Raw genomic sequence first — 26,201 nt, forward strand, 5'->3', positions numbered from 1 at the left:
GCGGCCCGTCACCGGAAGGAAGATCGTGGCTGGTCATCGTCACTCTGCTCAGTACCCGTTCTCGCCCTGTTCACATCAGTTAGGGAACTTCATCCCCTTGTGTCCCACCTGAGCCTGACACAGAGGGCTGCGACGAGGCCGCCGGCTGATGCGCCTGCCGAGATGGTGCGCCGGGGCTTGCCGATGTTCGCGGTGAACCAGTCGAGCAGGCCGATCTGGTCCTTCAGGCCGGACTCCACGACGCCCCAGCCGCGTGCCGTCCGGTATTGCGAGGCCGCCAGCGCGTAGCCGTGATCGAGGAGCCACTGTTTCGTCGCCGGGTGGTTCGTCAGCGCGATCTCCGAAGGCGCCGGGAACTCCAAGCTGTACGCGCCGTGGCTCCACAGGAGCAGCGTCCCGTTCCAGTGGCTCGGGACCTCGACGCGGTACGGGGCCCCGTCGATGCTCCCCTCGTGGACGTTCGTCCCGGCTCGGGCGGGCGGTGCGACCGCGACCATGGCGGCGACCAGCATCAGCGGGACGGTGTGGCGGAACAGGCGGAGTCGGCTCATGGCCGCACCTTCCATGAGGCCCCGAGCGCGGCGCAATGATTTTGGAAATAGCTGAAATGTCGTAGATTCCGGTCATGCTGCGGCTCTGGCTCGATTACGAGGACCTCGCCCGGATCCGCATCATCCCCGGCCTCTCGCCGATCGCCCAGACCGTCCTCAGCGCGCAGGCCCTGCGCGGGACCGGGCCCGTGCCCGTTCCCGGCCCCTGGCGACCGCGGACGCGTGCCCGGCTCACCGGCTCGTCCCGCCTGCTGCTCGACCTGGTGCCGCCCGGACGCTGGCTTCCCGACTTCCTGACGCCGTACACGCGCGTGCCGGGGCTCGAAGCGGAACTCGACACCGTCGCCTCGACGTCTGTTCGGCGGATCCGCGCCGAACTGGAACGATCGCATGGCCCCCGTCCGCCCGTTTCGTGGCTGCCGCGCCTCGCGGCCGGTGAGCGGGAGACCATGCGGGCGTTGATCTGCGGGCTCCGCGATTTCCATCGAGCCGCGCTGGCGGACGTGTGGTCCGAACTGAGCGCCCACCTGGACGCCGAAGCGGCCAGCCATGCCCGGACGATGGCCGACCACGGAGTCGGTGGCCTGCTGGGGAGCCTGCATGCCGCGATCCGCTGGACGTCCCCGGTTCTGGAGGTCGACACGCTGTGCGACGGTGACGTCCGGCTCCAGGGGCGCGGGATCGTGTTCATGCCCTCGCCGTTCGTCACGGGACCGCGCGTCCTGATCGCGGAGGACAGCCCAGCGACCGTGGTGCTCCCCGCGTCACGTCCGCTCAGCGGTACGAGCCACGCCGCCCTGCCGCAGGTGTTCGGCCGGACGCGTGCGGCCGTGATCCAACTGGTCGGCGCGGACGGGGAACTGACGACCGGGGCGCTGGCGGCCCGGCTCGGCGTCAGCGCGGCGTCCGCGTCCCAGCACGCCACCGCCCTCCGCGGCGCCGGCCTCATCACCAGCGAACGCCGCGGCAAGACGGTGCATCACGCGCTGACCCCGCTCGGTGAACGATTCCTGCGCGGCGGTCCTTCGCTGACTTCCCGCGAGGGACGCGGTTGATCGCGGCCTCCGGGCGCCTTCGTGGCGGGACTCCGGCCGACGGGAGTAAGATCTCCTCCCGCTCCAGCGGCGAGACACAAGGCGCGCGGCTGATCTTGGGTGGGAATCGATGAGTCAGAAGCGTGTGCTCGTGGCCGCCGGGGCGGTGTTCACGGTCATCGTCATGATCACGTTGGCGTTCGCCGTCCGGCAGGAGTTGCAGGGCGATCGCGGCGGTGACGCGGTGGCCGGGGCGTCCCTCGACGCTCTTGGTGCCGCGCAGGTCCGCACGCCCGCTCAGCAGTGCGAACAGGCGGTGACCCGGGTGCTGGTCCGGTACGGGCAGGATGTCAAGACCGGTGCGCCCAAGGTGATCACGATCTATCCCGAAGAGAGCGACGCCCTGGACCGGGTGGCCTATGGCCGTGCCGCCTACCTTGCCGCCTGGGGTGACTTCAACATGCTGATCGGCCCCTGGGGCGAGAACCTGACGATCGCCGACGCGCTCGCCAGGGTGGCTCCGCGGATGCGCCAGGTGTGCGGACGGGCGGCCTGAACCGGCCCGATTCACGGAGGTGAACCCCCTGGTCCCGGATGGATCAGGGGGTTCGCCGTGGTCAGCAGAGGCCGCGCGGCTTCGAGGTGCGGCACTTGTTGTGGCTGAAGCGGTTGGTCTTGCTGCCGCTCTTGTTCACCAGGTCGTACGGCGCGTTGCCGCGGACGGTGTTGGCCTTGATCAGGTTGTGGCGGGCCGGACGGGCGTGCCCGTGCGCCGGGGCCACGCCCGGGAACAGGACGATGCCGCCGGAGTAGGGCAGTTTGCCCCGGTTGTGCTTGACGACGTTCTTCTTGACCGTGTTGCGGTCGCCGCCGAAGAACAGGATCCCGGTGCCGCCGAGCGCCGGGACGGGGCCGTGCGCGGCGCAGGTCCGGTTGTTCTTGTAGACCTTGTTCTTCCAGACGTTGTTGTGGCCCTGGCCGCCCTTCTGGCCGTCGTCGATGAGGGCGACGCCTACGCAGTTGCCGGTGATGGCGTTGTCGTGGACGTTGACGTGGTGCGCGTGCCGGACGAGGACGCCGAGCGTGTTGCCGTAGGAATGGTTCCAGGCGACCTCGGTCCCGTGCGCATTGGCGGTGTCGCCGACGTAGAGGCCGGCGTCCTCATCGTTGTCGAGGGCCCAGTTCCAGACGAAGCGGCCGCGGGTGGAACGGTACCCCGCGATGCCGTATTCGCCGTTCTTCTTGGCGACGACGGCCATCACGGTGAAGCGGTCGGTGTAGATGCCGAACACGCCGTTGCCCTTGAATTTCTGCACGCTCAGGTTCCGGATCGTCACGCCCTTGACGGGGTGCTTCGCCCGGCCGACGACGCAGAAGCCCATGCCGGGCGCCTTGGCCTTCGCGCAGTGGTCGTGGTGCCCCGGCAGGACGACCGTCTTGTTGCCGGCGCCCCGGATGGTGAGGCGCTTGCGGACGAGGACGCCGCCCTCGTAGCGGCCCGCCTTGAGCCGGATGGTGTCGCCGGGTCTGGCGCGGTCGACGGCCGCCTGGATCGAGTGGCCGGGCAGGACGACGTGGGTGCGCCCGCCCTTCCCGCCGCCGGCCGCCTGGCTCGCCGGTGCCACGGAGGCGAGCCCCGCCAGCACGACGACCGTGCCGAGCGAGGCCGAGAAAATACGCCTCATCCGTTTTCCCCCGTTCTGTTTCTTCTGGACAAGGAGCCGTCGCGGCTCGCGCCGGACGGCATTCCTCGATCATCTTGGAACGGGCGACGTAATCTGCCGGTGCCGATGGAGTAAACAATCGGGGGGCATTGCGGCAATCGCCGTCCGGCCGCGTCCCGGGAAACTCGGGGACGCGGCCGGACGGGGGTGGGATCTGGTCGGGAGCGATTATCGGCCCAGGCCGAGAAGTGCGTTCAGCTGCGCGATGAGGGCGGGCAGCGCGCCCAGGTCGCCGGGACCGTCGAGAATGCCGGCGATGGCGCACAGCAGGTTGCCCAGGAGGTTCCCGGGGCCGGAGATCGCGGTGATGTCCAGGACCACCCGGTCCAGGTGCACCGCCAGGCCGAGGAGGTTCAGGTCCAGCGGGCCGAGGGTCAGGTGCAGGATCGGGCAGGCGCCGGAGGGCAGCGCGACCGGAAGCGAGACCGGCGCGTCGGTGACGGTGCCGGTGGTGGCGCCGGACGCGTCACGCATCGTCCCGTTCAGCGTGCCGCCGAGCAGCAGCTGCCGGTCCTGCGTGGTGAAGGCGGTCGGCACCACCGTGCCGGTGAAGGTCGATCCGTCGGCGGCGGTCCCCGTCACCGGGACGCTGTCGAGCGGGGCCGGTGCCGCGGCCTGCCGGGCCGAGGCCGGCACGACGCTGAACGCGAGCGCGGTCAGCAGCGCCACCACGAGCGCGGACAGGCTGAAGGCAACCCTTTTCATAGACGCATTCCTCCTTTTCGATAGTGCGTCTGATGCTGAGAGGGTTTCTGCCTTACCCGGGCCCTTTGCCGGTACACGCTACGTTCTGTGACGTGTATGATCGTTTATGTTCCTCCCTGGTCACGAGGTGAAAAGGCCGCAGGAAATGGCCGGTTCGTGCCAATCTTCCGGCTCCGGTAAACGAAATGGACCGCTCGTGCGTCGGCCGTCCCGGCGGCCGCACGGCCCAGGCGGGGTGTGACGCAGGTCTCCGCAGGTCAGGTGGCGTGTTACATGGCGTTCACATACGGGCAACAGATGCGAAATGCCCGGTTGGCACGTTCTGTAGGGCCGAACCCGTGAGGCCAGGCAGAGACGAGAGGACCGACGTTGAGCTACAAGGCCGAGTACATCTGGATCGACGGCACCGAGCCGACCGCGCGGCTGCGGTCGAAGACGAGGATCCTCGCCGACGGGGCCGCTCTGCCGGACTGGAGCTTCGACGGGTCCAGCACCAACCAGGCGCCCGGCGACCACTCGGACTGCGTGCTGAGGCCGGTCTTCTCGTGCCCCGACCCCATCCGGGGCGGGAACCACAAGCTCGTCCTGTGCGAGGTCTTCCTCGTGGACGGGACCCCCCACGAGACCAACGAGCGCGCCAAGCTGCGTCCGATCGCCGAGCAGTACGCCGACCAGGAATCCTGGTACGGGATCGAGCAGGAGTACACGTTCTTCAAGGACGGCCGGCCGCTCGGTTTCCCCGAGCGCGGCTACCCGGCCCCGCAGGGCTTCTACTACTGCGGCGTGGGCTCCGACGAGGTGTTCGGGCGCGACATCGTCGAGCGGCACATGGACGCGTGCCTGGACGCCGGCCTGAAGATCTCCGGCATCAACGCGGAGGTCATGCCGGGGCAGTGGGAGTTCCAGATCGGCCCGGCGGGCCCGCTCGAGGTCGCCGACCACATGTGGGTCGCGCGCTGGCTGCTGTACCGCATCGCCGAGGACTTCGACGTGTCCGCGACCCTCGACCCGAAGCCGGTGGAGGGCGACTGGAACGGCGCCGGCGCGCACACCAACTTCTCGACCAAGGCCATGCGCGAAGGCTACGACCCGATCATCACGGCGTGCGAGGCGCTCGCAGAGAAGGCGGACGAGCACGTCGCGAACTACGGCGCCGACATCGAGCGCCGGCTGACCGGGATGCACGAGACGGCCGCCTGGAGCACGTTCAGCTACGGCGTGTCGGACCGCGGCGCGTCGGTGCGCATCCCGTGGCAGGCCGAGGTGGACAAGAAGGGCTACATCGAGGACCGCCGCCCGAACGCCAACGTCGACCCGTACACGGTGACCCGGCTGATCACCGGCACCTGCTGCGCGGCGCTGGAGCGGGCCGGCCAGGTCTGACCGGACGAGACGACGCCCCCGGACGTCCCCCCGGGGGCGTCGGCATGCCGGGGTACGTGGCCAAACATCTGCAAATTGTCGAGCTTGGGCGAGTTCCCCCATCGGGGTCGGGTAGCACATCTACGTTCGCACCCGGGGGAGGGAACATGCCCGACTCGCCATCGGGGCGGTACCCCGGCGGCCTGCCCGGCAGGCACGCCGGCCGTCCTGCGCCACGGCCCTGGGAACGCTCGTTCCGGTGTCCCTCCACGGCGCAGCGGCGCCGCCCGGTGGAGGCGCCGCCGAAGCGGTACGAGGACTTCGTCGCGCTGCACGAGGAGATCGCCGCCGAGTCCGGGCCGCCGCTGCGCCAGCTGTGGTGGACGGGGATCTCCGCGTCGCTGGTCGGCGGCGGGCTCGCGTTCGGCGCGGTGATGGCGCTGCGCACGATGTTCGGCGTGGAGGTCCCGGTGTTCGCGGGCGGGCACACCGCCGCGGCGCCCGCCGCGACCAGCTACGCGCTGTGCGCGACGGCCGCGACGATCCAGGCGACCGCGCTGATGCACCTGCTGCTCGCGACGGCCGCGCGTCCCGTCCGGGCGTTCGCGTGCATCGGCGCGATCGCCGTCTTCCTGCTGACCGTCCTGCCGCTGGCGATGCACGGCCCGCTGGACGCGGCGCTGGCCACGTCCGGCATCAACCTGATCGGCGGGACGGCCGTGGTCGTGCTGCTGTCGGCGGTGGTGGGCGCCTCCCGGCAGTTCCCGTGGGACGGGCCGTTCAGGCGCGCCCGACGGTGATGGTCAGCGGGGCCGGCGCGGCCGAGGACGTCACCCGCACGTGCCGCAGCCGCCGCCACACCTGCACGTCCACCGGCTCGTCGGGGGCGAGGAGCCGCAGCTCGCGGTGCATCCCGGAGAAGCCGAGGCAGAGGGAGACGTCCCAGGTCCCGCGCGGCAGCGGATCGTCGATGAACGCCCGCGTCACCGGGACGGCGGCGGTGTAGCAGAGCCGGCCGGGACGCTCCTCCAGCATGGCGATGACCTCGAACGTGCGGTCCGAGCGGGACTGCGACAGCAGCAGCGTCCCGGAGATCGGCATGCTGATCTCCCGCAGGTCGAGGTGCCCGGCGACGATGATCTCGGCGCGCCGCTCGTTCCAGTTCGTCTCGTCGGCGCGGGCCGATCCGGCGGAGTGCGGGCGCCCGCCGACGTCGATCTTGAGGGCGCCGTCGGTGTCGAAGTAGGCGATGACCGTGACGGAGCCGGGCAGGAACCGCCGCTGCGGCGACGCGTCCATGCCCGGGGCGTGCCCCAGCGGGACGACGCTGCGCGACGGCGGCACGCCGATCACCAGGTCGACGTCCCAGAGCCCGCCGGGCAGCGGCCGCCCGCCCACGATGGACGCGACGTCCACCTCCGCCTCGAACGTGACGGTGCCGTCGCGGACCGCGGTGCCGGCGGGCACGCGCAGCTGCTCGCCCGCACCCTGCTCGTGCAGCAGCAGTTCGATCTCGGGGACGGCGCCGCCGGGTTCGAACCGGCCGGCGAGCCGCAGCGCGGACGCCGTCCAGCCGACCTCCGTCAGGTGAGGATCCGTCAGGTGCGGGTCCGGCATCGCCACCTCCGCCTCGTCCGTCGGCGTTCCACCTGATCCGTCCCCCCGATGCCGCCGTCGAACCGGCGCGGGGACGAGAAGAAGGGGGCGGCTTTCGGGGGCGGCCCGCACGGGGTCCGGGCCGCCTCCGGTCGCCACGGACTGTGATCGTCATTATGCGCCATGTCGCGACCCCGCGCGAGATTCTCACGAGGCCACCTCCGGCCCGCGCTGTCAAGCCGAATTCACGCAGGCTTCACACCCGGGTGATTTCCGGGGGGCGGTGACCAGTGTATGAATGGCCTGGACGGCGGCGGCCGCCTTTGGTCAATGCGCTCCCGCTGGTACCGACGAATGCGGATGGATAATGACGAAATGATCCTCTCCCCGCGCGGCCTGCGAGACGCGACGTCCAATCTCCTCCGGCTGGCCGTGTCCGGCCGGATCGCCGATCTGCGCCCGATGCCGGCGGTGCCGATCGGCGATGCGCCGGGCCGGGCGGTGTACCGCTACCGGCCGCCCGAGGGGGTGGTGCCGGCCGGGCCGCCGGTCCTGTTCGTCCCGCCGCCGGGCGTGCCGGCGCGCTGCTACGACCTGCGCCGCGGGTGCAGCCTCGCCGAGCACGTCGTCCGCGCCGGCCGCCGCAGCTACCTGCTCGACCCGGGGACGACCGGCTGCGACGACGACCCTGACCTGGGCGTTCGGCGCTGGCTCGGGGACGTGCTGCCGGAGGTGATCCGGACGGTCAGCCGGGACGCGGGCGGCCAGCCCGTCCAGCTCGTCGGCTGGTGCCTCGGCGGGATCCTCGCGCTGCTGGCCGCCGCCGACGATCCCGGCCTGCCGATCGCATCGGTCGCGGCCGTCGCCGCGCCGGTGGACGCGACCGCGGCGCGGCTCGTCCCGCCGCCGGCGAACCGGGCCGGCATGGACAGGTACGTGCTGCGGCCCGGCACAATACTGACCCATCTCGACAACGCCGATTTCCTTGCGCAGATCGAGGCCGTGGATCATTTCCGGCACATGATGATCGCTTATCCGGGGCACGCCGTACAGCGAATTTACCGGTCCATTCTGGACGGCGGCGCGCTGCTGCGCGGCGGCGTGCGGATCGGCGGCCGCACAGTGGATCTCGGCCGGATCGGCGTGCCGGTGCTGGCCGTCGCGGGACGCGGCGACGGGTTCGCGCCCGTCCCGGCCGTCCGGCCGCTGCTCGCCCTGCTGGGCGGGGCGCCGCAGGTGCGGTTCGAGATCGCGTCCGGCGGCCACCTCGGCGTGCTGACCGGCCGCGAGGCCCGATCGACCACCTGGCGGCACCTCGACCGGTGGCTCGACGAGGGCATCGTCCGGCACGGGATCCGCGCCCAGCGGGCCGCCGTCCCCGGCTGATCCGGATCCTCGCGGGTTTTCCGCACGCCAAGGGACGTTCCAATCTCCTTTGCGGTCCCGCCATCAACACGCCCGCTGGTGTGTCGTCTCGGTAATCAACATGTCGCCGACCGTAGTGTGGCGCACCGTTGGTGGCGCACGGGACGTCGGGGGGCAAAGCATGACGGCGGACACGGGCGAATACGGCATGTCCCGGGGGCACCCCGGGGAGATCATCGGGATGGCCGCGTCCGGCCGTCCGGTGCCCCACCTCACGGTGGCCGTCGCGCGCGCGGGAGGGACCGGCGTACTCGACCTGGGCACCGACCGGGGGCCCGCCCTCGCCGCCCTCGCCGACGTGCACCGCTGGTGGACGGGCCCGTTCGGTGTCCGCGTCCCGCCCGGATGCGGCGTCCGCCCGGCGGAGATCCCGCCGACCGCCCGCACCGTCGTCGTGGACGCCCCCGCACTCGCGTCGGACGACTGGCTCGACATCGCCGGGATCGTCCGCGGGCGCCGCCTGCTGATCGAGGTCTCGGACCCTGGTGATGCGGCTCCCGCCATCCGTGTCGGGCGTGGCCTGACCGACGAGGTGGGGCTCATCGCGCGGGGACGCGGCGATCTGACCACTTACGTCCTGCTCCAGCGGCTTTTGGGGGACATCGACGTCCCGGTATACGCGGCCGGCGGCATCGGCCCGCACTCGGCCGCGGCGGCGGTCGCCGGTGGCGCGGCCGGAATCGTGCTGGACGAGCAACTCGCGTGCGTCCGGGAAATGGACCTGCTTGATGCGCCTGCCATGGCGCTCGCCCGCCGGTACAAGACGGCCGGGGGAGTGGTCCAGGCCGTCCGCGAGCAGATCGTCGCGCACCTCCGCGCCGCACTCCGGGCCGAGCCGCTGGCGCCACGTCCCGACCCGGTCGTCGTGCAGGGGCCGATGACGCAGGTCAGCGACCGCTCGGCGTTCGCGGGCGCGGTCGCCCAGGAAGGCGGCCTGCCGTTCCTGGCACTCGGCTCGATGGACGGCGGCCAGGCGCGGGCGCTGCTCGGCGAGACCGCCGACCGGCTCGGCGACCGCCCCTGGGGCGCCGCGATCCTGAGCGGCCCGCCGGACCTGCGCGAGGAGCAACTCGCCGCCGTCTCGGCCGCCCGCCCCCCATACGCGATCATCGGCGCGGGCCGTCCGGCAGAGGCGGCGTCGCTGGAGGACGCCGGGATCAGCGCGTACCTGCACGTCCCCTCCCCGGAACTGCTCGGCCGCCTCCTCGACGAGGGCGCGCGGAAGTTCGTCTTCGCAGGCCGGGAGGGCGGCGGCCCCGCCGGACCGCGCGCGAGCCTCCCGCTCTGGGACGCGCAGGTCGAACGGCTGATGGCGTTCGGCGACGCCGCCGGGCTGTCGGTGATGTTCGCGGGCGGCGTCCACGACGAGCGGTCCGCCGCGATGGTCGCCGCGCTGGCCGGGCCGCTGGCCGATCGCGGCGCCGACGTCCGCGTCCTGATGGGCACCGCGTACCTGTTCACGCCGGAGGCGGTCGCGGCGGGCGCGATCGTGCCCGGCTTCCAGGACGTCGCGCTCGCCTGCGAGGGCACCGCCCTGCTGGAGACGGCGCCGGGCCAAGCGATCCGCTGCGCCCGCACCCCCTACGTGGGGACGTTCGAGGAGACCCGCCGCGAACTGGAACAGGACGGGACGCCGGAGCACGAGGTGCGCCGCCGCCTGGACAAGCTGAACCTCGGCCGCCTGCACCTGGCGAGCCGGGGCCTGCGCCTCGACACACCGGTCGACCCCGTCCGCCAACGCTCCGAAGGCATGTACGCGATGGGCCAGGTAGCGGCGCTGCGCTCGACCAGAACCGGAATCGCCGCCCTGCACGCCCAGGTAACCTCCGGCGCAACCGCCTTCCTGGCCGCCCGCGCCGCCGAACTCGGCATAACCCCCCACCAGCCCGCCGAGCCCGCGCGCCCAGCCGACATCGCGATCATCGGCCTGGCCTGCGTCTTCCCAAACGCCCCCGACACAGACACCTACTGGGCGAACACCGTCCGCAGCGAGACCAACACACCGCCAAAGCGGGCCGGTCTCGTCCCGGACATCCCATTCGACACGGAAGCGCACGGCGTCGATTCGCTCAGCGGGCCTGAGACGCCGCCGAGGCCGGGCAGTCTCGTCCGGGATATTCCGCTCGACATGCCTGCGTGCGGTGTCGATTCGGTCAGCGAGCCTGGGACACCGCCTAAAACGGGTGGTCTCGTTCCGGATGTTCCGTTTGATGCAGCGGCGTATGGCATCTCGGATGAGGCGATCGGTGGGATCGATGCGATGCAGCTTCTTTCGCTTGAGGTTGCGGGGCGTGCGTTGCGGGACGCCGGTTATGGTGACCGGCCGTTTGAGCGGTCGCGGGCCTCGGTGTTCTTTGCCGCTGAGGGAGGCGGTGACCTTGGTGCTGCTTATGGGCTTCGGGCGACGCTTCCGGGCTACTTTGGGGAGCTTCCGGCCGGGCTGGACGAGCAGCTTCCGCGGCCTGACGGGGAGTCGCTCGACGGTGTGCTCGCTGGCGGGGTTGCCGCGCGGATTGCCGAGGGGCTTGGCCTTGGTGGCGGTGCGTGCACTGTCGGTGCCACGGTCCTTGCCGCACTTGATGCCGCCTGCAAGGAGCTTGTGACGGGCTCCAGTGCCATGGTGCTCTGCGGGGGTGCCGAGCTGCGCGGCATTGTCCATGACCCTGCGGACGGTGAGGGGGTCGCGTGTCTCGTCCTCAAGCGGCTTGCGGACGCTGAGCGTGACGGCGACAGGATTTACGCAGTGGTCAAGTCGGTGGCCGGGGCCGGCGGCGGGCTCGCCTTGGAACGTGCCCATGAGCGCGCCGGGGTCTCACCGTCGTCCGTTGAGCTGGTTGAGAGCGGGCACATCCGGGGTGTGGCGGGGCTGATCAAGACCGCGTATGCGCTGCACACGGGCGTGCTTCCCGGAATGTCGGAGGCTCGGCCTTGGGTGGTGCGTCCCGGTGAGCGGTTTGGTGGGGTGGGCGAGTCCGGGTTCGGCGGGACGCGGTTTCATGCCGTCCTCTCCGGTTACGGGGGTGCGCCTGAACCGGTGTCGGGGCTGGCCGAGTGGCCTGCGGAGCTGTTCCTGATCCGTGGGGACGACTGGGCCGGTGCACGCGCCGAGATCGATCGGCTGTCGCGGCTGATCGGCGAGGGACGGCTGCGCGATCTTGCGCGGACGGCGGCCTCGGGCGCAGGGCCGGTGCAGGTGGCGTTCGTGGCCTCCGGGGTGGACGATCTCCGGGACAAGCTCGCGCTCGCTGCGGAGTTCCGGCCGGTGCCGGGTGTTCACATCGGGGCATGCGAGGCGGGGCAGGTCGCGTTCCTTTTCCCGGACGAGGCCGTGCGGCCCGGCACGGTCGCCGATCTTTTCGTCGCCTTTCCCCGGCTTCAGCGGCTGCTGCGTCTGGCCGGTGGTCGGTATGCGGGCATCGCGGGGTTGGCCGTCCACCGGTTGCTGACCGCTGTGGGCGTCCATCCGGATCTTGCCGCAGGGCACGGTCACGGCGAGCTCGCCGCGCTGTGCGCCGCCGGCGTGATCGACGACACCGACATGATCGAGATCAGCGCGGGCGGTGTGGTCCCGTCCCGCGCCGATCTGCTCGGGCGCGACCTGCGTTCGCCCGCCTTTCCGGTCTGGGCCGACACGACCGACCGGCCCTACGAGACGGAGCCGGCCGATCTGGCCGCGGGGCCCGCCGTGCCCGTCCCGCTCGCCGAGCAGATCGAGGCGATGTACGAGGCGGGCGCCCGGACGTTCGTGGAGGTGGGTCCCGGACGCGCCCTGACCGATCTCGCCGGCACGATCCTCGGCGACCGGCCGCATACCGCTGTGAGCTGCGCCGATCCCGGTGAGAACGGCCTGGTGGCGCTGTTGCGCGCGCTTGCTGAGCTGAGTGCCGCGGGTGTTCCGGTTGATCCGCTGCCTCTCTTCGCCGGGCGGGACGCCCACATGGTCACTGGTGTTCGCGTCACGCCCGGTTGGCTGGTCAGCGGGCATTCCGTCCGTACCGCCGGTGGTGAGTACCCGGTCGGTGCGCTCCGTCCGCCGAAGCGTGTCGCGAGTGTGCGCCCGGCCGATCCCGCCGTGCTGGAGTACCTGCGCACGAGCCGGGAGGTCATCGCGGCCCAGCGCGAGGTCGTCCTCCGGCATCTGGCAGCGCCCGTCCCGGATCCGCCCGCCGCGTCGCCGCGTCCCAGCGTCCCGCCGCAGAACCGGCCGAGTGCCCACGTGCGGAGCGCGGCCCTGTCCGGCGGCCCCGTCCCGGCCGTTCAGGAGGTCGCGACCGCCGTGGTGGAGGAGGAGCCCGCGCAGGTCGTGCCCCGGATGCGGCGGCCCGACCGGCAGGTGTGGCCGCGTCCCGAGGTGCGGGTCGCCCGCCGGGTGGTGCGGCGGATTCCGCGGATGATGGACCTCGACCCGCTGCCGATGCCGCCCGAGTCGGGGACGGCCTTCGCCGGACGGCGGTTCGTTGTGGTGGACGACGGATGCGGCATCGCGCTCGAACTCGGTGACCTGCTCGAACGGCACGGCGCGGAGGTGCGGACACCGCAGGACGTGGACGGCCCCTGCGACGGGCTCGTCCATCTGGCGGCCCTGCGGCCGGCGGCGAAGAGCGTGCTGCCCTCGGCGTTCGCGGGAATCGGACGGGCACTGTCCGGCGAGCTGCGGTGGCTCGTCCTCGCGGGCGGGACGTTCGGGCACGGCTTCCGCGGCGGTATCGGCGATCCGGCACCGGAGGCGGGCCTGCGGGGCCTGGCCCGGATGCTCGCGCACGAGTACCCCGAGGCGCTCGTCCGGGCACTGGACCTGGACACCAAGGACACCCCGCGGGCGATCGCCCGGCGGATCATGGCCGAGCTGCTGACCGCCGAGGCTCCTGTTGTCGTCGCACACGAGGGCGGTAGGCGGCGCGGGCTGCAACTGCTGCCCTCCGAGCCGCCGCAGGGTGAGGGCGTCCCGAAGCTCGGGCCGGACGGGGTCGTCCTGCTGACCGGGGGCGAGCACGAGGTCATCGTGCGGGCGGCCCTGGAGCTGGCCCGGACGAGCGGGTGCCACATCGAGCTCATGGGACGCACACAGGACATACCGGACGCCCTGGAAGAGCACGCGGCGTCCGTCCGGTATCACGCGGGTGATGCGCGGGATGCGCAGGCCGTCCGAAATGTCGCCGAGAACGTCCAGATGGCCCACCGGCGTCTGGACGGCGTGATCCACACCGCCGGCGGCGAAATGCCCGAGTCGCTCGGAGACGCCTATCGGGCAAAGGTGGACAGCGCCTCCGCATTGGCCCAAACGGTCATGCCGGACGTGGGGTTCTTCGCCGTCCTGTGCGGTCTCGCGGGCGTCCACGACCAGGGGCAGGCCGGTGACGCGGCGGCCGACGACGCGTGCGGAACGCTCGCGCACGTCTGGCGCAGGCGGCTGCGGGGGCGGGTGCTCGTCGCCGGCCTCGGGCCGGACGGCCTGGTCGATCCGGACGCCGCCGCGGCGGCGCTGCTGCGGGAGATCGCATGCGGGGACGAGGCGCACGTCGTGCTGACCGGAGAAGTCCGGTGAACGCGGACCGCGAGCCGATCGCGATCGTCGGCGCCGGGGCGGTGTTCCCGGGCGCCGGGTCGGCGGCCGAGCTGTGGCGCAACGTCCTCGCCGGGTTCGACGCGATCAGCGAGGTGCCGCCCGGACGCTGGGACCCCGCGCTCTACTACGACCCGGACGCCTACGCGCGCGCCCCGGAGAGCGACCGGTTCTACTGCCGGCGCGGCGGGTTCGTCGACGAGCTGGCCACGTTCGACCCGGCCCGGTTCGGGATCCTGCCGGCGGCGGTGCGGGGCATGGAGCCCGACCAGCTGCTCGCGCTGCGCACCGCCGGGGACGCGATCGCGGACGCGGGCGGCGACGAGCGGCTGCCCGACCGGTCCAGGATCGGCGTGGTCATCGGGCGCGGCGGCTACATCACGCCCGGCGTGGCCCGTTACGACCAGCGCGTCAGGACGTCCCACCAGGTCACCGGCATTCTCGCCGAGCTGATGCCGGACCTCGGGCGGGAGCGGCTGGCGGAGATCCGCCGGGCGTTCTGCGAGCGGCTGGGCCCGGACGGCGCCGACGCGCCGATCGGGCTGGTGCCGAGCCTCGCCGCGTCCCGCATCGCGGGCACGTTCGACCTGCACGGCCCCGCCTACACCCTCGACGCGGCGTGCGCGTCGTCGCTGCTGGCGGTCGAGCACGCCGTGCGGGCGCTGCGCGGCGGGCAGGCCGACGCGATGCTGGCCGGGGCCGTCCACCACGCGCACCACGCCACGCTCTGGAGCGTGTTCAGCCAGCTGCGCGCGCTGAGCCCCAGCGAGACGATCCGCCCGTTCGACCGGGCGGCCGACGGGACGCTCCTCGCCGAGGGCACCGGGATGATCCTGCTGAAGCGGCTGTCGGACGCCGAGCGCGCCGGCGACCGGATCCACGCGGTCATTCTCGGCGCCGGGTCGTCCAGCGACGGGCGCGCCGCGAGCATCATGAGCCCGCTGGTGGACGGGCAGGTCCTCGCGGTCGAGCGCGCCTGGCGGGACGCCGGCCTCGACCCGGCGGCGCCCGGCGCGGTCGGGCTCGTCGAGGCGCACGGCCCGGCACCCCGGCGGGCGACGAGGCGGAGCTGGCGACGCTGCGCCGCGTGCTCGGCGCGGGCGGCCCGCCGGTCGGGCTCGGCACCGTCAAGTCGATGATCGGGCATGCGATGCCCGCTGCCGGGATGGCCGGGCTGATCAAGGCCGCGTTCGCGCTGCGCGACGGCGTGCTGCCGCCGACGCTGCACGCGGACGACCCGCATCCGGCGCTGGCGGACGGCAGGCTGCGGCTCGTCCGGGAGGCCGCCGAATGGGAGCGGCACGGCGGCCCGCGGCGGGCGGTGGTCAACGCGTTCGGGTTCGGTGGCGCCAACGCGCATCTCGTCCTGCAGGAGCCGCCGGCGTCCGGCGTCCGGCGGGCCCGGAGGCGGAGGCTCGACACGCCGCAGGACGGCGAGGCGGTGCTGCGCCTGGCCGCCCGCACGACCGACGAATTGGCTGAGATCCTGGCCGTTTCTGACGAACAACTTCTGGCGCAAGCTTCCGAGGACGTTCCCGACCTTCCATGCCGACTCGCCATCGTCGGCCCTACCCCGCGCAGGCTCGATCTGGCGCGGGCCGTCGTCCAGCGCGGAACCGCCTGGCGGGGGCGCAGCGACGTGTGGTTCTCGCCCCGGCCGCTGCTCGCCGACGGCGGACGGCTGGCGTTCCTGTTCCCCGGATTCGAGCCCGCCTTCGACCCGCGCGTCACCGACGTCGCCGAGCACTTCGGGATGCCGGATCCCGGGCTCACCGGCCGCACCGACCTGCTCGGCCATGCCGCCGACGTCTTGCACACCGGGCGCCTGCTGGCCGCCGCGCTCGCCGAGCTGGGCGTCGAAGCGGACGTCATGGCAGGCCACAGCCTCGGCGAATGGACGGCCATGGCCGTCGCCGGGATGTGCGACGCGGGCGCGCTCATCCAGGAACTCGACGCGGCCGCGCTCGATGTGCCCGATGTCGTGTACGCGGCGCTCGGCTGCGGCGCGGCGCAGGCGCAGGAGGCCGCGGCGGCGGGGTCCGGGGTCGTCGTCAGCCATGACAACTGCCCGCACCAGTCGGTGATCTGCGGCCAGGCGGAGGCGGTCCGGGAGATTCTGGGACGGCTCGCGTCCGAGGGCGTCCTCGGCACCGAACTGCCGTTCCGGACGGGTTTCCACACGCCACTCGCCGAGGCGTTCGAGAAGCAGGTGCGGCACTCGTTCGAGGCGCTGGAAATGCGTGATCCGCGCGTTCCGCTGTGGTCGGCGTCGACGGCGGCGCCGTTCCCGCGCGGGGCGGAGGCGGTCCGCGACCTCGCCGTCCGGCACCTGCTCGAACCCGTTCGGTTCAGCGAGCTGATCGAGGAGCTGTACGGCACGGCGCACGTGCGGGCGTTCGTGCAGGTCGGGCCCGGCGGGCTGACCGGGTTCGTCGCCGACCGGCTCGGCGACCGCGAGCACCTCGCGATGGCCGTCAACGTGCCGAAACGGGACGGGATGGCACAACTGCGGCGGGTCGTGGCCGCGCTGTGGGCGGAGGGCTACGGCGCCTCCACGCCGCCCGCGCCCGCCGCCGGCATGCGGCTCGACCTCGGCACGCCGCTGGTCAGGCTGGACGGGGCGGTGGAGCCGATCACCCTCACGCCCGGCGTTCCCGCGCTGCCGGCGGACGATCCCGTCCTGGCGGAGCTGGAGGCGCTGCTCAACGACGCGACGACCGGGGCGCAGTCCGTCCTGGAGGCGCTCGGGGGCGGGTCGTCGGGTGTGGTGGCGGGGGAGTCGCCGGAGGCCGCCGAGCTGAGCGTCTCCCGCGTCTTCTCCGTCGAGGCGATGCCGCAGCTGGCCGACCACTGCCTGGTCCCGCAAGCCCCCGGCTGGCCCGACCTGTCGGACAGGTTCCCGATCGTCCCGCTGGCCACGCTGGTGGAGGTCATGGCCGGGACGGCACGCGAACTGCTGCCCGACATGGTCGTCGTCGGATTCGAGGACGTCCGCACCGTCCGGTGGCTGGTGGCCAATCCGCCGACGACCGTCGACATCCGCGCCTACCTCGTCGACGACGGCGACCGTCCGCGCAGGGTGAAGGTCGTCATTCCGGACTACGCGGACGGGACGGTCCTGCTCGCTGAGCACTACCCCATGCCGCCCGCCCCGGACCGCACACCGCTCACGATCGAGGGCCCGCCCATCGTCACCGCTGAGCGGCTGTATGAAGAACGCTGGATGTTCCACGGCCCGCTCTTCCGCGGCATCAGCGAGATCACGGCCCTGGCGGAGGACGGTGTGCACGCCGTCCTGACCGCGTTGCCCACGCCGGGCGCGCTCATGGACAGCGCAGGGCAACTCTGCGCGCACTGGATTCAGGTCTACGGCGACACCAACCAGACGGTGTTCCCAGTGGGGATCGAACGGGTCCTGCTGTACGGGCCGTTGCCGTCCGCTGGGGAACGACTGGAGACGACCATCTGGAACCAGTCCCTGACGGACACGACCATGCGCTGCTCGGCGGAGATGCTCCACGAGAACGGAACGGTGTGGGCACGCATCGACGGCTGGACCACGCACCGCTTCTACACCGACGAAGCCCTCTGGCGGATGAAGTTCACACCCGAGGTGTCGGGAACGGGGGAGCCCCAGCCCGGCAACTGGACGGTGGCCCGCAAACGGTGGGACGGTACCGCTTCCCGTGACCTGTTGATGCGCCAGTACCTCTGTGCCGAAGAGCGTGCCGAGTACGACGCACTCCCACCGGTCGCGCAAGGGCCATGGCTGCTCGGACGGATCGCGGCCAAGGACGCCGTCCGAGACCACCTATGGCGCAACGGCCACGGCCCCCTGTTCCCTGCGGAACTCACCATCCACGAGGGGCCGACCGTGACCGGACCCTTCGACGAGCCCTTGACCGTCTCGATCGCTTCCGACGGAGAACTGGGCGTGGCCCTGGTGCGTCCCGGTCACGATCCGGCCGGAATCGGGCTCGCCGTCAACGAGAACAACGCACGAGTGCGCGCGGCCAAGCAGGCGGTATTGCAGTCGATGAAAACGGAGCGTGCCGAACTGGTCGTGACCGTCGCCGACGCCGAACGGCTCCTCATCGCCGCCGACGGCACGGTCACCACAGTGCGGACACGCGAACTCGACGGACACGTCGTCGCCTGGACGACCGCGTCCGGCGGAACCGACATGGAGGAAAGCCGAGTATGACCCAGCGCCGCGCGAGCGCCCGTCGCGTCCAGGTCCCGTCGATCCTCGGCGACCCCGGAATCCAGCGGGTGCGGACACCGGAACGCCGCTTCCTGTTCGCGGTCCCGCCGCTCACCGGGCACGTCGCCCCGACGGCCGCGGTCGCCGCCGAACTCGCCCGCCGCGGCCACAAGGTCGCCTGGACGGGGCACCGCCCGTTCCTGGAGCCCCTGCTGCGGCCCGGCTCCCGCATCTTCAGCGCCGGGGACGACTTCGGGACGGCCCGCGACCGCTGGCTGGAACTGCGCGGCCTCGACGCCGTCCGCTTCCTGTGGGAGGACTTCCTCGTCCCGCTGGGCCACGCGATGATGCCGGGCGTCGAGCAGGCCATCGACCGGTTCCACCCGGACGCGGTGGTCGCGGACCAGTTCGTCCTCGCCGCGCCCGTCGCGGCCCGGCACCGCGAGATCCCCTGGGCCACGTCCGCCGCCTCGCCCGCCGAGTTCACCCGGCCGCTCGCCGACCACCCGGAGGCCGAGCAGGAGATCCGCGACCACATCGGCGACTTCCAGCTCGACCACGGCATCGAGGACCTGCTCGACGTCCGCTTCTCCGACCACCTCACCCTGATCTTCTCCACCTCGGCACTGGTCGGCGACACCTCGTTCTTCCCGGACCATTTCGCCTTCGTCGGCCCGGTCTCGGGCCGCCCCGCCCCGTGCGCGTTCCCGTGGGAGTGGCTGGACGGCCGCCCCGCCGTCCTCGTCTCCCTCGGCCGCGTCTCCGGGGCGTCCGCCACCCGGTTCTTCGAGGCCACCGCCGAGGCCGTCGCCGACCTGGACGTCCAGGCGATCTTCGTGGCGCCGCCCATGACCGCGCCCCCGAACGTCCTCGTCCGCGAGCGCGTCCCCCGGCACAAGCTCCTGGAACGCCTCTCCGCCGTCGTCTGCCACGGCGGTCACGCCACGGTCTGCGAGTCCCTCTCCCGAGGCCTTCCGCTGGTGGTGGCCCCCATCCGGGACGACCAGCCGGTCATCGCCCACCGCGTGGCGGCCGCCGGCGTCGGCATCCCCGTCGCCTTCGAAGACGCCCGCCCGGACGAACTCCGCACGGCCCTCACCACCGTCCTCACCGACGGCCCGCACCGCACCGCCGCCGAGTCCGCCCGAACCTCCTTCGCCTCCGCCGGAGGCCCCGCCGAGGCCGCCGACCGCCTGGAGAAGCTCACCTGACCACCTGTGGACAGAGCAAACCGAATCCGATTCGGTATCGTGGCCGCATGGTGGACGTCTTCGATGACCTGAACGCGGAGTATCACCAGCTGGACGCGATGCTGGCGTCCCTGACGCCCGAGCAGTGGGCGCACCCCTCCGGCGCGGAAGGCTGGACCGTCTCCGACGTCGTCCTGCACCTGGCGCAGACCAACGAGGTGATCAGCGACCCGGCCATCGGGGACGGCACGCCCTTCCTCTCCTCCACCGGCCGCACCGTGGACGACGTGGTCGCGGACATGGTCGCCGCCGAGCGCGGCATGCCGCCGTCCGACCTGCTGGCGCGCTGGCGCAAGACCGCCTTCGCCACTACCGAACTCCTGCGTACCCAGCCGCCGGGCATCCGCATGTCCTGGGTGAGGACGTCCCTATCCCCCCGCACGCTCGCCACGACCCGGATCGCCGAACACTGGGCCCACGCCCAGGACATCGCCGTCCCGCTGGGCATCGACTATCCGGACACGGCCCGACTCCGGCACATCGCCTGGCTGGCCCACCGCACGCTGCCCTACGCGTTCTCCGTCGAGGGCCTTCCGGACGCGCCCGTCCACTGCGACCTGACCGCCCCGGACGGGACGCACTGGACGTTCGGCGACCCGTCCGCACCGTCCCGCATCACCGGCCCGGCCGCCGACTTCTGCCGCGTAGGCGCCCGCCGCCTGACCCCGGCCCAGACCACCCTGACCGCCGAAGGCCCGCACGCCACCGACGCCCTCCGCCTCCTCCGCAACTACGCCGCCTAGAGGGTCGCTCGTCCTGCGGCGCTTGTGTTTTTTACAAGAGGGGCAGTAAAAATAGGTGGGGTGCGGGAAAAACCCGCGTCCGGCCACGGAAGGAGACGGACATGGCGATCGCTGAGCGGACGGCGGAGACCATCTGGGAGGGGAGCCTCGCCAAGGGCAGTGGCACGCTGAGCGGTGAGACCGGGGCCTTTACCGGGCTGCCGGTGAGCTGGGACGCGCGGACCGTCCGGCCGGACGGGCTGACGAGTCCCGAGGAGCTGGCCGCGGCCGCGCACTCGTCCTGCTTCGTGATGGCGCTCGCGCTGCGGCTCGGCGAGCACAAGGCGCGGCCCGAGCGGCTCACCGTCGCCGCGACCGTGACGCTCGACGAGGTGGACGGCGTGCCGACCATCGTGTCGTCGGCGCTGCACGTCAAGGGGAAGGTGCCCGAGCTCGACGCGGCCGGCTTCCAGACGGCGGTGGACGAGGCGGCTGAGCTGTGCCCGGTGTCGCGGCTCTTCGCCGGGGCGAAGATCAGCGTCGAGGCCGAGCTCGTCAAGGACTGACTTTCAGGACGTGAGCGTCGTGTGCAGGCGGCGGGCGTTCTTCAGGGTGGCGTCGAACGAGGCCTCGGCGATGGCCTTCGTCATGAAATGGCACACCCAGGTGACGAGGAAGGTGCCCACGATCAGCACCGGCGCCCACGTCCAGGTCAGGTGGACGACGATCCGCTCGATGGTGGCGTGCGGGTCGGCGACGGGCTCCCAGCTGTTCAGGCGGGCCCAGCGGCCGAGGAAGATGCCGACGGCGCAGAGGGCGTGCGCGGCCACGGTGACGCGGCCGTTCCAGGCGCCGAGGCCGAGCCGGGTGAGGTGGCGGGTCGCGGCGGCCAGCGACAGGTAGTAGGCGAGGAATCCCGAGGCGATGAGCAGGGCGTAGACGGGGAGGATCGCCGTCACCACGGGGCCGCCGTGATCCGCGAGGACGATGTCGCGGCGCAGATGGACCAGGTCGGTGACGACATAGGGCGCATTCGGCAGGAAGAGGACGAACAGCGCCAGGCCCGTCCACCAGAAAGGCGACCGGGAAACGCGGTGCCCGCGGAAGAGCAGGAATGCGAGGCCGACCGGAATCCAGGCCAGGAAGGTGTTCCAGCCCATCCACCAGGCGTCGCGGCGGAGGACGTCGATAAGGTTCGGTGCCACCTGCTCCAGAATCCCCATGCCTTCCATGGTGCATGAGGCGTCGTCTAATCGGTCGTATGAAATGCCCCGAGCAGGCCCTCCGAGGCGCTGAGACGGGACGTGGCCTCGCGGAGGCGGTCGGGCCAGTCGGGGTCCGCGCGGACGGCGCCCACCGTGGTTTCGAACGCCGAGGCCGACCCCCAGACCGCGAGGGAACGGGCGGTGAGGTCGCGTTGGTCGCGGTTCCACCACGCGGTCACGTTGTTGAGCTGATCGGCGAGAGTGCCACCCGGAATGGCGCGTCCGTAGAGCGATTCCCATTTGTCACTGAGACGATGGCGGCCGCCTTCAGGGGTCGCCTTGTGGGTTCGCTGCAGTTCCTCCAGGACGAGGCACCAGCGGTAGGAGGGGGCGAAGTAGGACGTCTCGTCGTCCGCGCACGACTCGCCGTGCCACACCGCCATCAGGTGGTCGGCCAATTCGCGGGGTGCGGCACGGGACGCGACGGCCGCGTCCACGGCGTGGGATACCGCGCAGTCGCGGAGCCGGCGCGGCAGCCCGTCCAGGACGGACGGGACCGGGTCCGGGGAGCCCCAGCCGGTCAGGTGCGCGGTGGCCGACAGTTCCGCCCACAGCACCAGGTCCGTACGGTCGGCCACGACGCGCTGGGCGGTGCGCATGTCGCGGAGGGTGCAGGGGGAGTCGCGGCAGTCCGTCCCGCAGGTCCCGCTCCGGGGGGTGACCAGGACGCCCGGGGACGCGAGCGGCGCCGGCCGCTCCAGCGGCGAGCCGTCCGGTATGCGCACCAGGTGCGGGAAGTCCATCCCGTCGGTGAACACCGCGCCCTCGCCGGGCGTGAGCGTGACGAGGAACTGCGACTGCGCCTCGGTGATGTTCATGGTGGCGCCGACCGCGTCCCGGTCGTCCTGCGCGGGCAGCCGGTGGACGATCTTGACGGCGGTGTTCTTGATGACGTCCGGGACGAGCTTGGACGGGATCTGCTCCGCCACGATCAGCCCCTCCCCGTACGCGCGGATCTCCGCGAGCAGGCTCGCGAACGTCTCCACGGCGTGCGACGCCGGGCCCGCCTGCTCGCTGCGGCGCAGCAGCCGGTGCGCCTCCTCGAACACGCTCAGATGCCGCAAGCCGGACGTTCCGCCCTGCCGCATCCGCAGGTGCTCGACCAAGCGGACCAGGACCGTGCCCATCAGGAACGCCTTGTCGCGGTCGTCGCCGACGTCCTCGATCTCCAGCACGACGTTGCGGGCGAGCAGCGCGTCGAAGTCGATCGGGTGGCCGCCCTCGAAGAACCGCCCCGTCGTGCCGAGCCGCAGGCTGGACAGCCGCACCCGGATGAACCCGCGCACGTTGTCGGTGATCTCCTGCCCGTAGCCGATGTCGTTCACGACCTCCTCGGCGACGGACTGCAGGTCGGCGAGCGTCGGGTAGCGCGGCGACGTCCCCGGGACGGCCGGCTCGCCGAGCGCCAGGTCCCAGCCGAGCCGCTCGTAGCAGCGGGTCAGCGCCGCTGCCAGGACCTGCGGGAACGGCTCGTCCGCCTCGAACGCGGCGAGGAACAGCGCGCGGACGAGGTCGGCGTGGGTCTGCAGCGGGAACGGACGCCCGTCCGGGCCGTGCGCCGGTTCGAGCGGGTTGATCCCGGCCGCGATCGCCTCCGCGTCCCCCGGCCGGATCGCGACGACCTCCGCGTCCGGCAGCCGCGACGCCATCAGCCGGTACTCCGCCTTCGCCGGCTCCACGACCAGCCACGGCAGCCCCGCGGCGGACGCGGCGGTGAGCAGCGACCGGATCGTCTGCGACTTGCCGGCGCCGGTCGCGCCGCACACGAACGTGTGCCGGTTCAGGCTGGGCAGCGGCAGCGCCAGCGCCCCGACCTCGCGGCGGTTGCGGTCCAGGACCCGGCCGAGCGGGACCCCGGCGTCCGCCGACTCGGGCGTCACGTCGAACTCCGGCCGCATCGCGAACCGGACCCCGGCGACCTCCCGGACGGGCGGCCGCGCCAGCGCCGCCACCAGCTGCGTGCTCGCCTCGAACGGCCCCTTCGCGCCCGGCACCAGCGCGTACGGCAGCCGCGACAGGTCGGCCGACGCGCACACCAGCGCCGCCACCCGCGCGGCGGCCTCGGCCGTCGCCGCCCCGGCCATCAGATGCACCCGCCACAGCCCGGACGTCGCCGACTGGCGCAGTTCGCGATGCCGGCGCTCCATCCGGACGGCCGTCACCGACTCCTCCGGCGACATCTCCGCCATCGACTGGGCGCGCTGCTGCCGGTCGGCGAGGTCGTCGGCGAGACGTCCGGCCTCGGACGGGTCCACGGGCTCGGCGACCAGCAGCCAGGCGAACGGCTGCATCCACACCGAGAGCAGACCGTCCTCCAGGGACGGCCTGGCGGGCTCCTCCTGCAGGCGGTCGTCGACGAGCAGGCCGTCCGCGATGCCGCCGATGCCGACCCAGTGCGCCATCGACTCTTCGGTGACGCCGTCCGGGAGCAGCAGGCCGCGCCCGCCCGCCGGCAGGCTCAGCGTCGCCGTGCGCCCGTTCTGGTCGGCGAGCAGCCCGGACCCGCCGACGAACACCTCCGTCGGCCCGAACGCCGCCGCGCGCCGCCAGCCGACGAGGACCGGCTCGCCGCCCGCGTAATACGCCGACACGAGCGCGGCGAGCCGCTGGTCGCGCCACTCGTCCCGGCCGTCCGCCCGGTCCGGACGGGGCATCTCCAGCAGCCTGCACACCGGCAGGCCGCGCACCAGCTCCCACATCTCCGCCCCGCCCGCCATGGTGAGTCAGGCTATTGAGCAAGAGCCGCCTTGTGAAGGCCGATTTGCGACAGAGGGCCTGACAAGTTCCGTGTCAATCTGCTTGGGTTGTCCGCAGCATCGCCGCGCGGCCGGCAGCGTGACGATCGAGTCGGCACCCGAGCAGAGCGGGGGTTCAGCGTCGTGACGGGCGAACCGGTCGATCACGGGGGGCTGCTGTCACGCCGCGAGCGGCTGTTCAGCCCCGATCCCCGCATCGGATGGGTGTTCCGGGACCGCTGGTGGTTCCTCACCCCGTTCCCCGACGCGCCGCCGCGGCAGCAGCTGCTCCCCGAATACCTGGCGCGCCGGGTCACCGAGACCGAACGGGCCGCCCAGCGCCGGCTGAGCCGGACGCTCCCGGTCAGCGCCGCCATCGCCGCCGTCCTGGTCCTGTTCGCCGCCTGCTCGGCCGGCGCCTCGGCGAGCCTCTCGATCGGGTCGCTGTTCCTCGCCCTCATCGCGATGGCGCCGGGCGGTGTGCTGACGTGGTGGGCCGTCCGGCAGCGGCAGAGCGCACGGCAGGCCCACGAGCTGGCCCAGAAGCAGATCACCGGCGGGTACCAGGAGCAGGCGCGGCAATGGCACGCGCGGAAGCAGGCCCACGACGCCGCCGAACGGACGCGGCTCGACGGGCTGCCCGAGTGGGGCGCGGCCGCGCGGCCCGGCCGCCGCCTGGACGTGTTCGGCGGGACGCTGTGGGCCTGGGAGGCGCTGCTCACCACCTACGGGACGTCCACCCTCGCCGTCCAGCCGCTGCTGGTGCTCGACCTGTCCCGGGAGGTCGTCAGCCGCGAACTGGTCGAACTGGCCCGCGCCGCCTGGATGGGGGTGGACGCGCAGCTGCTGCCCAGCCGCCAGGCGTCGTCCAGCCTGCTGACCGACATGTCGCCGCAGGACCTCGTGGACGCGATCGTGGAGTCCATGCACGGAGGCACCCCCGACGCCGCGCGCGCCGAGCGGAGCATGGACGACCGGATCCTGACCAAGGTGTGCGGAGCGCTCGGCGACGACATCACGCTCGCGCGGATCGCTGCTGCCCTGCGCGTGTTGATGGGTGAGCCCGACGATGGGGACGTCCTGACGCGCGACGAACGGCGGCATATCGCGAGCGAGCTGTTCACCGTGGAGTACCGGCGTCAGGCGCACGCGAACCTGTCGCGGATCGAGTCGTACGTCCACCCGTTGGAGAACCTCGGCACGGAGCCGTCCACGGACGGCGCGGGGTATCTGACCTGCATCGCGCTCGACAGCCAGGCCAGGAACGTGCGCTCCGAGCTGCTCACCGACCTGATCGTCCAGTGGGTCACGCACCGGATCACCGCGTCGTGGGAGTCGACGCCCGCGCTGGTGGTCGCCGGCGCGGACGAGCTGGCCCGCCGCCACCTGGAGCGGCTGTCGGACGCGTGCGAGCGGCGCGGCGTCCCGCTGACCCTGCTGTTCCGGCGGCTGCGCGAGACGTCCGCCGAGCTGATCGGCGGCGGCGCCGTCGCGTTCATGCGGCTCGGCAACCATGAGGACGCCGCGCGGGCCGCCGACTTCATCGGCCGCGACCACCGGTTCGTCCTGTCGCAGATCACGAAGAACGTCGGCGGGAACGAGTCGCACACGTCCACCGACACGCAGGGCGAGGGCGACTCGGAGACCCGCAGCACGAGCCGCACCACGGGCACGTCCCGCAACTGGGGGACGAGCCGCTCGTCCGGCGTCAGCTATTCGGGCGGCGAGATGTTCGGGCTGTTCCCCGACCGCTCCACCTCGAACCAGCGCGGCCGGAACCGGGGCGGCGCCACCAGCCAGAGCGACACCGAGGGCACCGCGACCGCCACCTCGCGGAACTGGTCGGCGGCCTACGCCTACGCCGAGGGCACCAACTGGAGCGACGCCGACACCACGCAGCGCGTGTACGAGTACGTCGTCGAACCGGTCACCCTGCAGCACCTGCCGGACCACGCGCTGCTGCTCGTCCAGTCGCAGCCCGGCGGAGGCCGCACCGTCACGCCCGTCGAATGCGACCCGGCGATCATCACGCTGGACCGCGTCACCACCGGCCCCCTCCCGGACC

At 72.4% G+C, this 26,201-nt stretch carries 17 protein-coding genes and 1 pseudogene; 12 read left to right on the top strand and 6 right to left on the bottom strand.

Annotated elements, in window-relative coordinates; genetic code table 11:
- Nucleotides 1–89: 89 nt before the first annotated feature.
- Nucleotides 90–551 (bottom strand): hypothetical protein, encoded by a 462-nt coding sequence (locus HUX53_RS12265; protein WP_176403297.1) that lies wholly within the window; start codon nt 549–551, stop codon nt 90–92.
- A 74-nt stretch (nt 552–625) separates the two neighbouring features.
- Between HUX53_RS12265 and HUX53_RS12270 the strand changes: the two genes are divergently transcribed.
- Both HUX53_RS12270 and HUX53_RS12275 read left to right on the top strand, forming a co-directional pair.
- Nucleotides 626–1,606 carry a helix-turn-helix transcriptional regulator gene (locus tag HUX53_RS12270; protein WP_176403298.1) on the top strand — a complete coding sequence of 327 codons (981 nt, stop codon included), beginning with the start codon at nt 626–628 and terminating at the stop codon, nt 1,604–1,606.
- Between the two features lie 109 nt (nt 1,607–1,715).
- Complete coding sequence (locus HUX53_RS12275) at nt 1,716–2,141, top strand: hypothetical protein (RefSeq protein WP_176403299.1); 426 nt, start codon at nt 1,716–1,718, stop codon at nt 2,139–2,141.
- Nucleotides 2,142–2,202: 61 nt separating this feature from the next.
- Here the strand turns inward: HUX53_RS12275 and HUX53_RS12280 are convergent, their stop codons facing one another.
- Together HUX53_RS12280 and HUX53_RS12285 are read right to left on the bottom strand one after the other, a co-directional pair.
- Nucleotides 2,203–3,270, bottom strand: a complete 1,068-nt coding sequence (locus HUX53_RS12280; protein WP_176403300.1) for a nitrous oxide reductase family maturation protein NosD — start codon at nt 3,268–3,270, stop codon at nt 2,203–2,205.
- 207 nt (nt 3,271–3,477) lie between these two features.
- The gene (locus tag HUX53_RS12285) at nt 3,478–4,014 is read right to left on the bottom strand and encodes a hypothetical protein (protein WP_176403301.1); all 537 of its coding nucleotides are present in this window, start codon (nt 4,012–4,014) and stop codon (nt 3,478–3,480) included.
- 369 nt (nt 4,015–4,383) lie between these two features.
- Here HUX53_RS12285 and glnII point away from each other — a divergent pair, with 369 nt between their 5' ends.
- Both glnII and HUX53_RS12295 read left to right on the top strand, forming a co-directional pair.
- The gene (glnII, locus tag HUX53_RS12290; RefSeq protein WP_176403302.1) at nt 4,384–5,397 is read left to right on the top strand and encodes a glutamine synthetase GlnII; all 1,014 of its coding nucleotides are present in this window, start codon (nt 4,384–4,386) and stop codon (nt 5,395–5,397) included.
- A gap of 146 nt (nt 5,398–5,543) precedes the next feature.
- Nucleotides 5,544–6,176, top strand: coding sequence for a hypothetical protein (locus HUX53_RS12295; RefSeq protein WP_176403303.1), 633 nt, complete (start codon nt 5,544–5,546; stop codon nt 6,174–6,176).
- On the opposite strand, the gene HUX53_RS12300 is transcribed toward HUX53_RS12295, so the two are convergent.
- Nucleotides 6,157–6,993 (bottom strand): hypothetical protein, encoded by an 837-nt coding sequence (locus HUX53_RS12300; RefSeq protein WP_255205188.1) that lies wholly within the window; start codon nt 6,991–6,993, stop codon nt 6,157–6,159. The two genes, HUX53_RS12295 and HUX53_RS12300, sit on opposite strands and share 20 nt — an antisense overlap.
- Nucleotides 6,994–7,332: 339 nt before the next feature.
- On the opposite strand from HUX53_RS12300, the gene HUX53_RS12305 reads away from it, so the two are divergent.
- The 7 genes and pseudogenes from HUX53_RS12305 (at nt 7,333) to HUX53_RS12335 (ending at nt 20,702) form a co-directional block, all read left to right on the top strand.
- A complete protein-coding gene (locus tag HUX53_RS12305) occupies nt 7,333–8,358 on the top strand; it encodes an alpha/beta fold hydrolase (protein ID WP_255205189.1) in 1,026 nt (341 codons plus the stop codon).
- Nucleotides 8,359–8,518: 160 nt separating this feature from the next.
- A complete protein-coding gene (locus HUX53_RS12310; protein WP_217919362.1) occupies nt 8,519–13,942 on the top strand; it encodes a beta-ketoacyl synthase N-terminal-like domain-containing protein in 5,424 nt (1,807 codons plus the stop codon).
- A pseudogene (locus tag HUX53_RS43010) lies at nt 13,897–15,131 on the top strand (polyketide synthase); the annotation flags it as partial. The gene HUX53_RS12310 and the pseudogene HUX53_RS43010, both read left to right, overlap by 46 nt.
- The gene (locus HUX53_RS43015) at nt 15,126–18,164 is read left to right on the top strand and encodes an acyltransferase domain-containing protein (RefSeq protein ID WP_369009191.1); all 3,039 of its coding nucleotides are present in this window, start codon (nt 15,126–15,128) and stop codon (nt 18,162–18,164) included. The pseudogene HUX53_RS43010 and the gene HUX53_RS43015, both read left to right, overlap by 6 nt.
- The gene (locus HUX53_RS12325) at nt 18,161–19,375 is read left to right on the top strand and encodes a glycosyltransferase (RefSeq protein ID WP_176403306.1); all 1,215 of its coding nucleotides are present in this window, start codon (nt 18,161–18,163) and stop codon (nt 19,373–19,375) included. The genes HUX53_RS43015 and HUX53_RS12325 overlap by 4 nt, the downstream gene beginning before the upstream one ends.
- Nucleotides 19,376–19,422: 47 nt before the next feature.
- Nucleotides 19,423–20,157 (top strand): maleylpyruvate isomerase family mycothiol-dependent enzyme, encoded by a 735-nt coding sequence (locus HUX53_RS12330; protein ID WP_217919363.1) that lies wholly within the window; start codon nt 19,423–19,425, stop codon nt 20,155–20,157.
- A gap of 101 nt (nt 20,158–20,258) precedes the next feature.
- Complete coding sequence (locus tag HUX53_RS12335; protein WP_176403307.1) at nt 20,259–20,702, top strand: OsmC family peroxiredoxin; 444 nt, start codon at nt 20,259–20,261, stop codon at nt 20,700–20,702.
- Nucleotides 20,703–20,705: 3 nt separating this feature from the next.
- On the opposite strand, the gene HUX53_RS12340 is transcribed toward HUX53_RS12335, so the two are convergent.
- Both HUX53_RS12340 and HUX53_RS12345 read right to left on the bottom strand, forming a co-directional pair.
- On the bottom strand, nt 20,706–21,359 hold the full coding sequence (locus tag HUX53_RS12340) for a DUF1361 domain-containing protein (RefSeq protein WP_176403308.1): 654 nt from the start codon (nt 21,357–21,359) through the stop codon (nt 20,706–20,708).
- Nucleotides 21,360–21,385: 26 nt separating this feature from the next.
- Nucleotides 21,386–24,118 carry an ATP-binding protein gene (locus HUX53_RS12345; RefSeq protein ID WP_176403309.1) on the bottom strand — a complete coding sequence of 911 codons (2,733 nt, stop codon included), beginning with the start codon at nt 24,116–24,118 and terminating at the stop codon, nt 21,386–21,388.
- A 162-nt stretch (nt 24,119–24,280) separates the two neighbouring features.
- Here HUX53_RS12345 and HUX53_RS12350 point away from each other — a divergent pair.
- Nucleotides 24,281–26,201, top strand: a 1,921-nt coding sequence (locus tag HUX53_RS12350) for a hypothetical protein (RefSeq protein ID WP_176403310.1), incomplete at its 3' end; no start/stop codon positions are given.

It is taken from the genome of Actinomadura sp. BRA 177 (assembly GCF_013372625.1).
GTDB lineage: Bacteria > Actinomycetota > Actinomycetes > Streptosporangiales > Streptosporangiaceae > Spirillospora.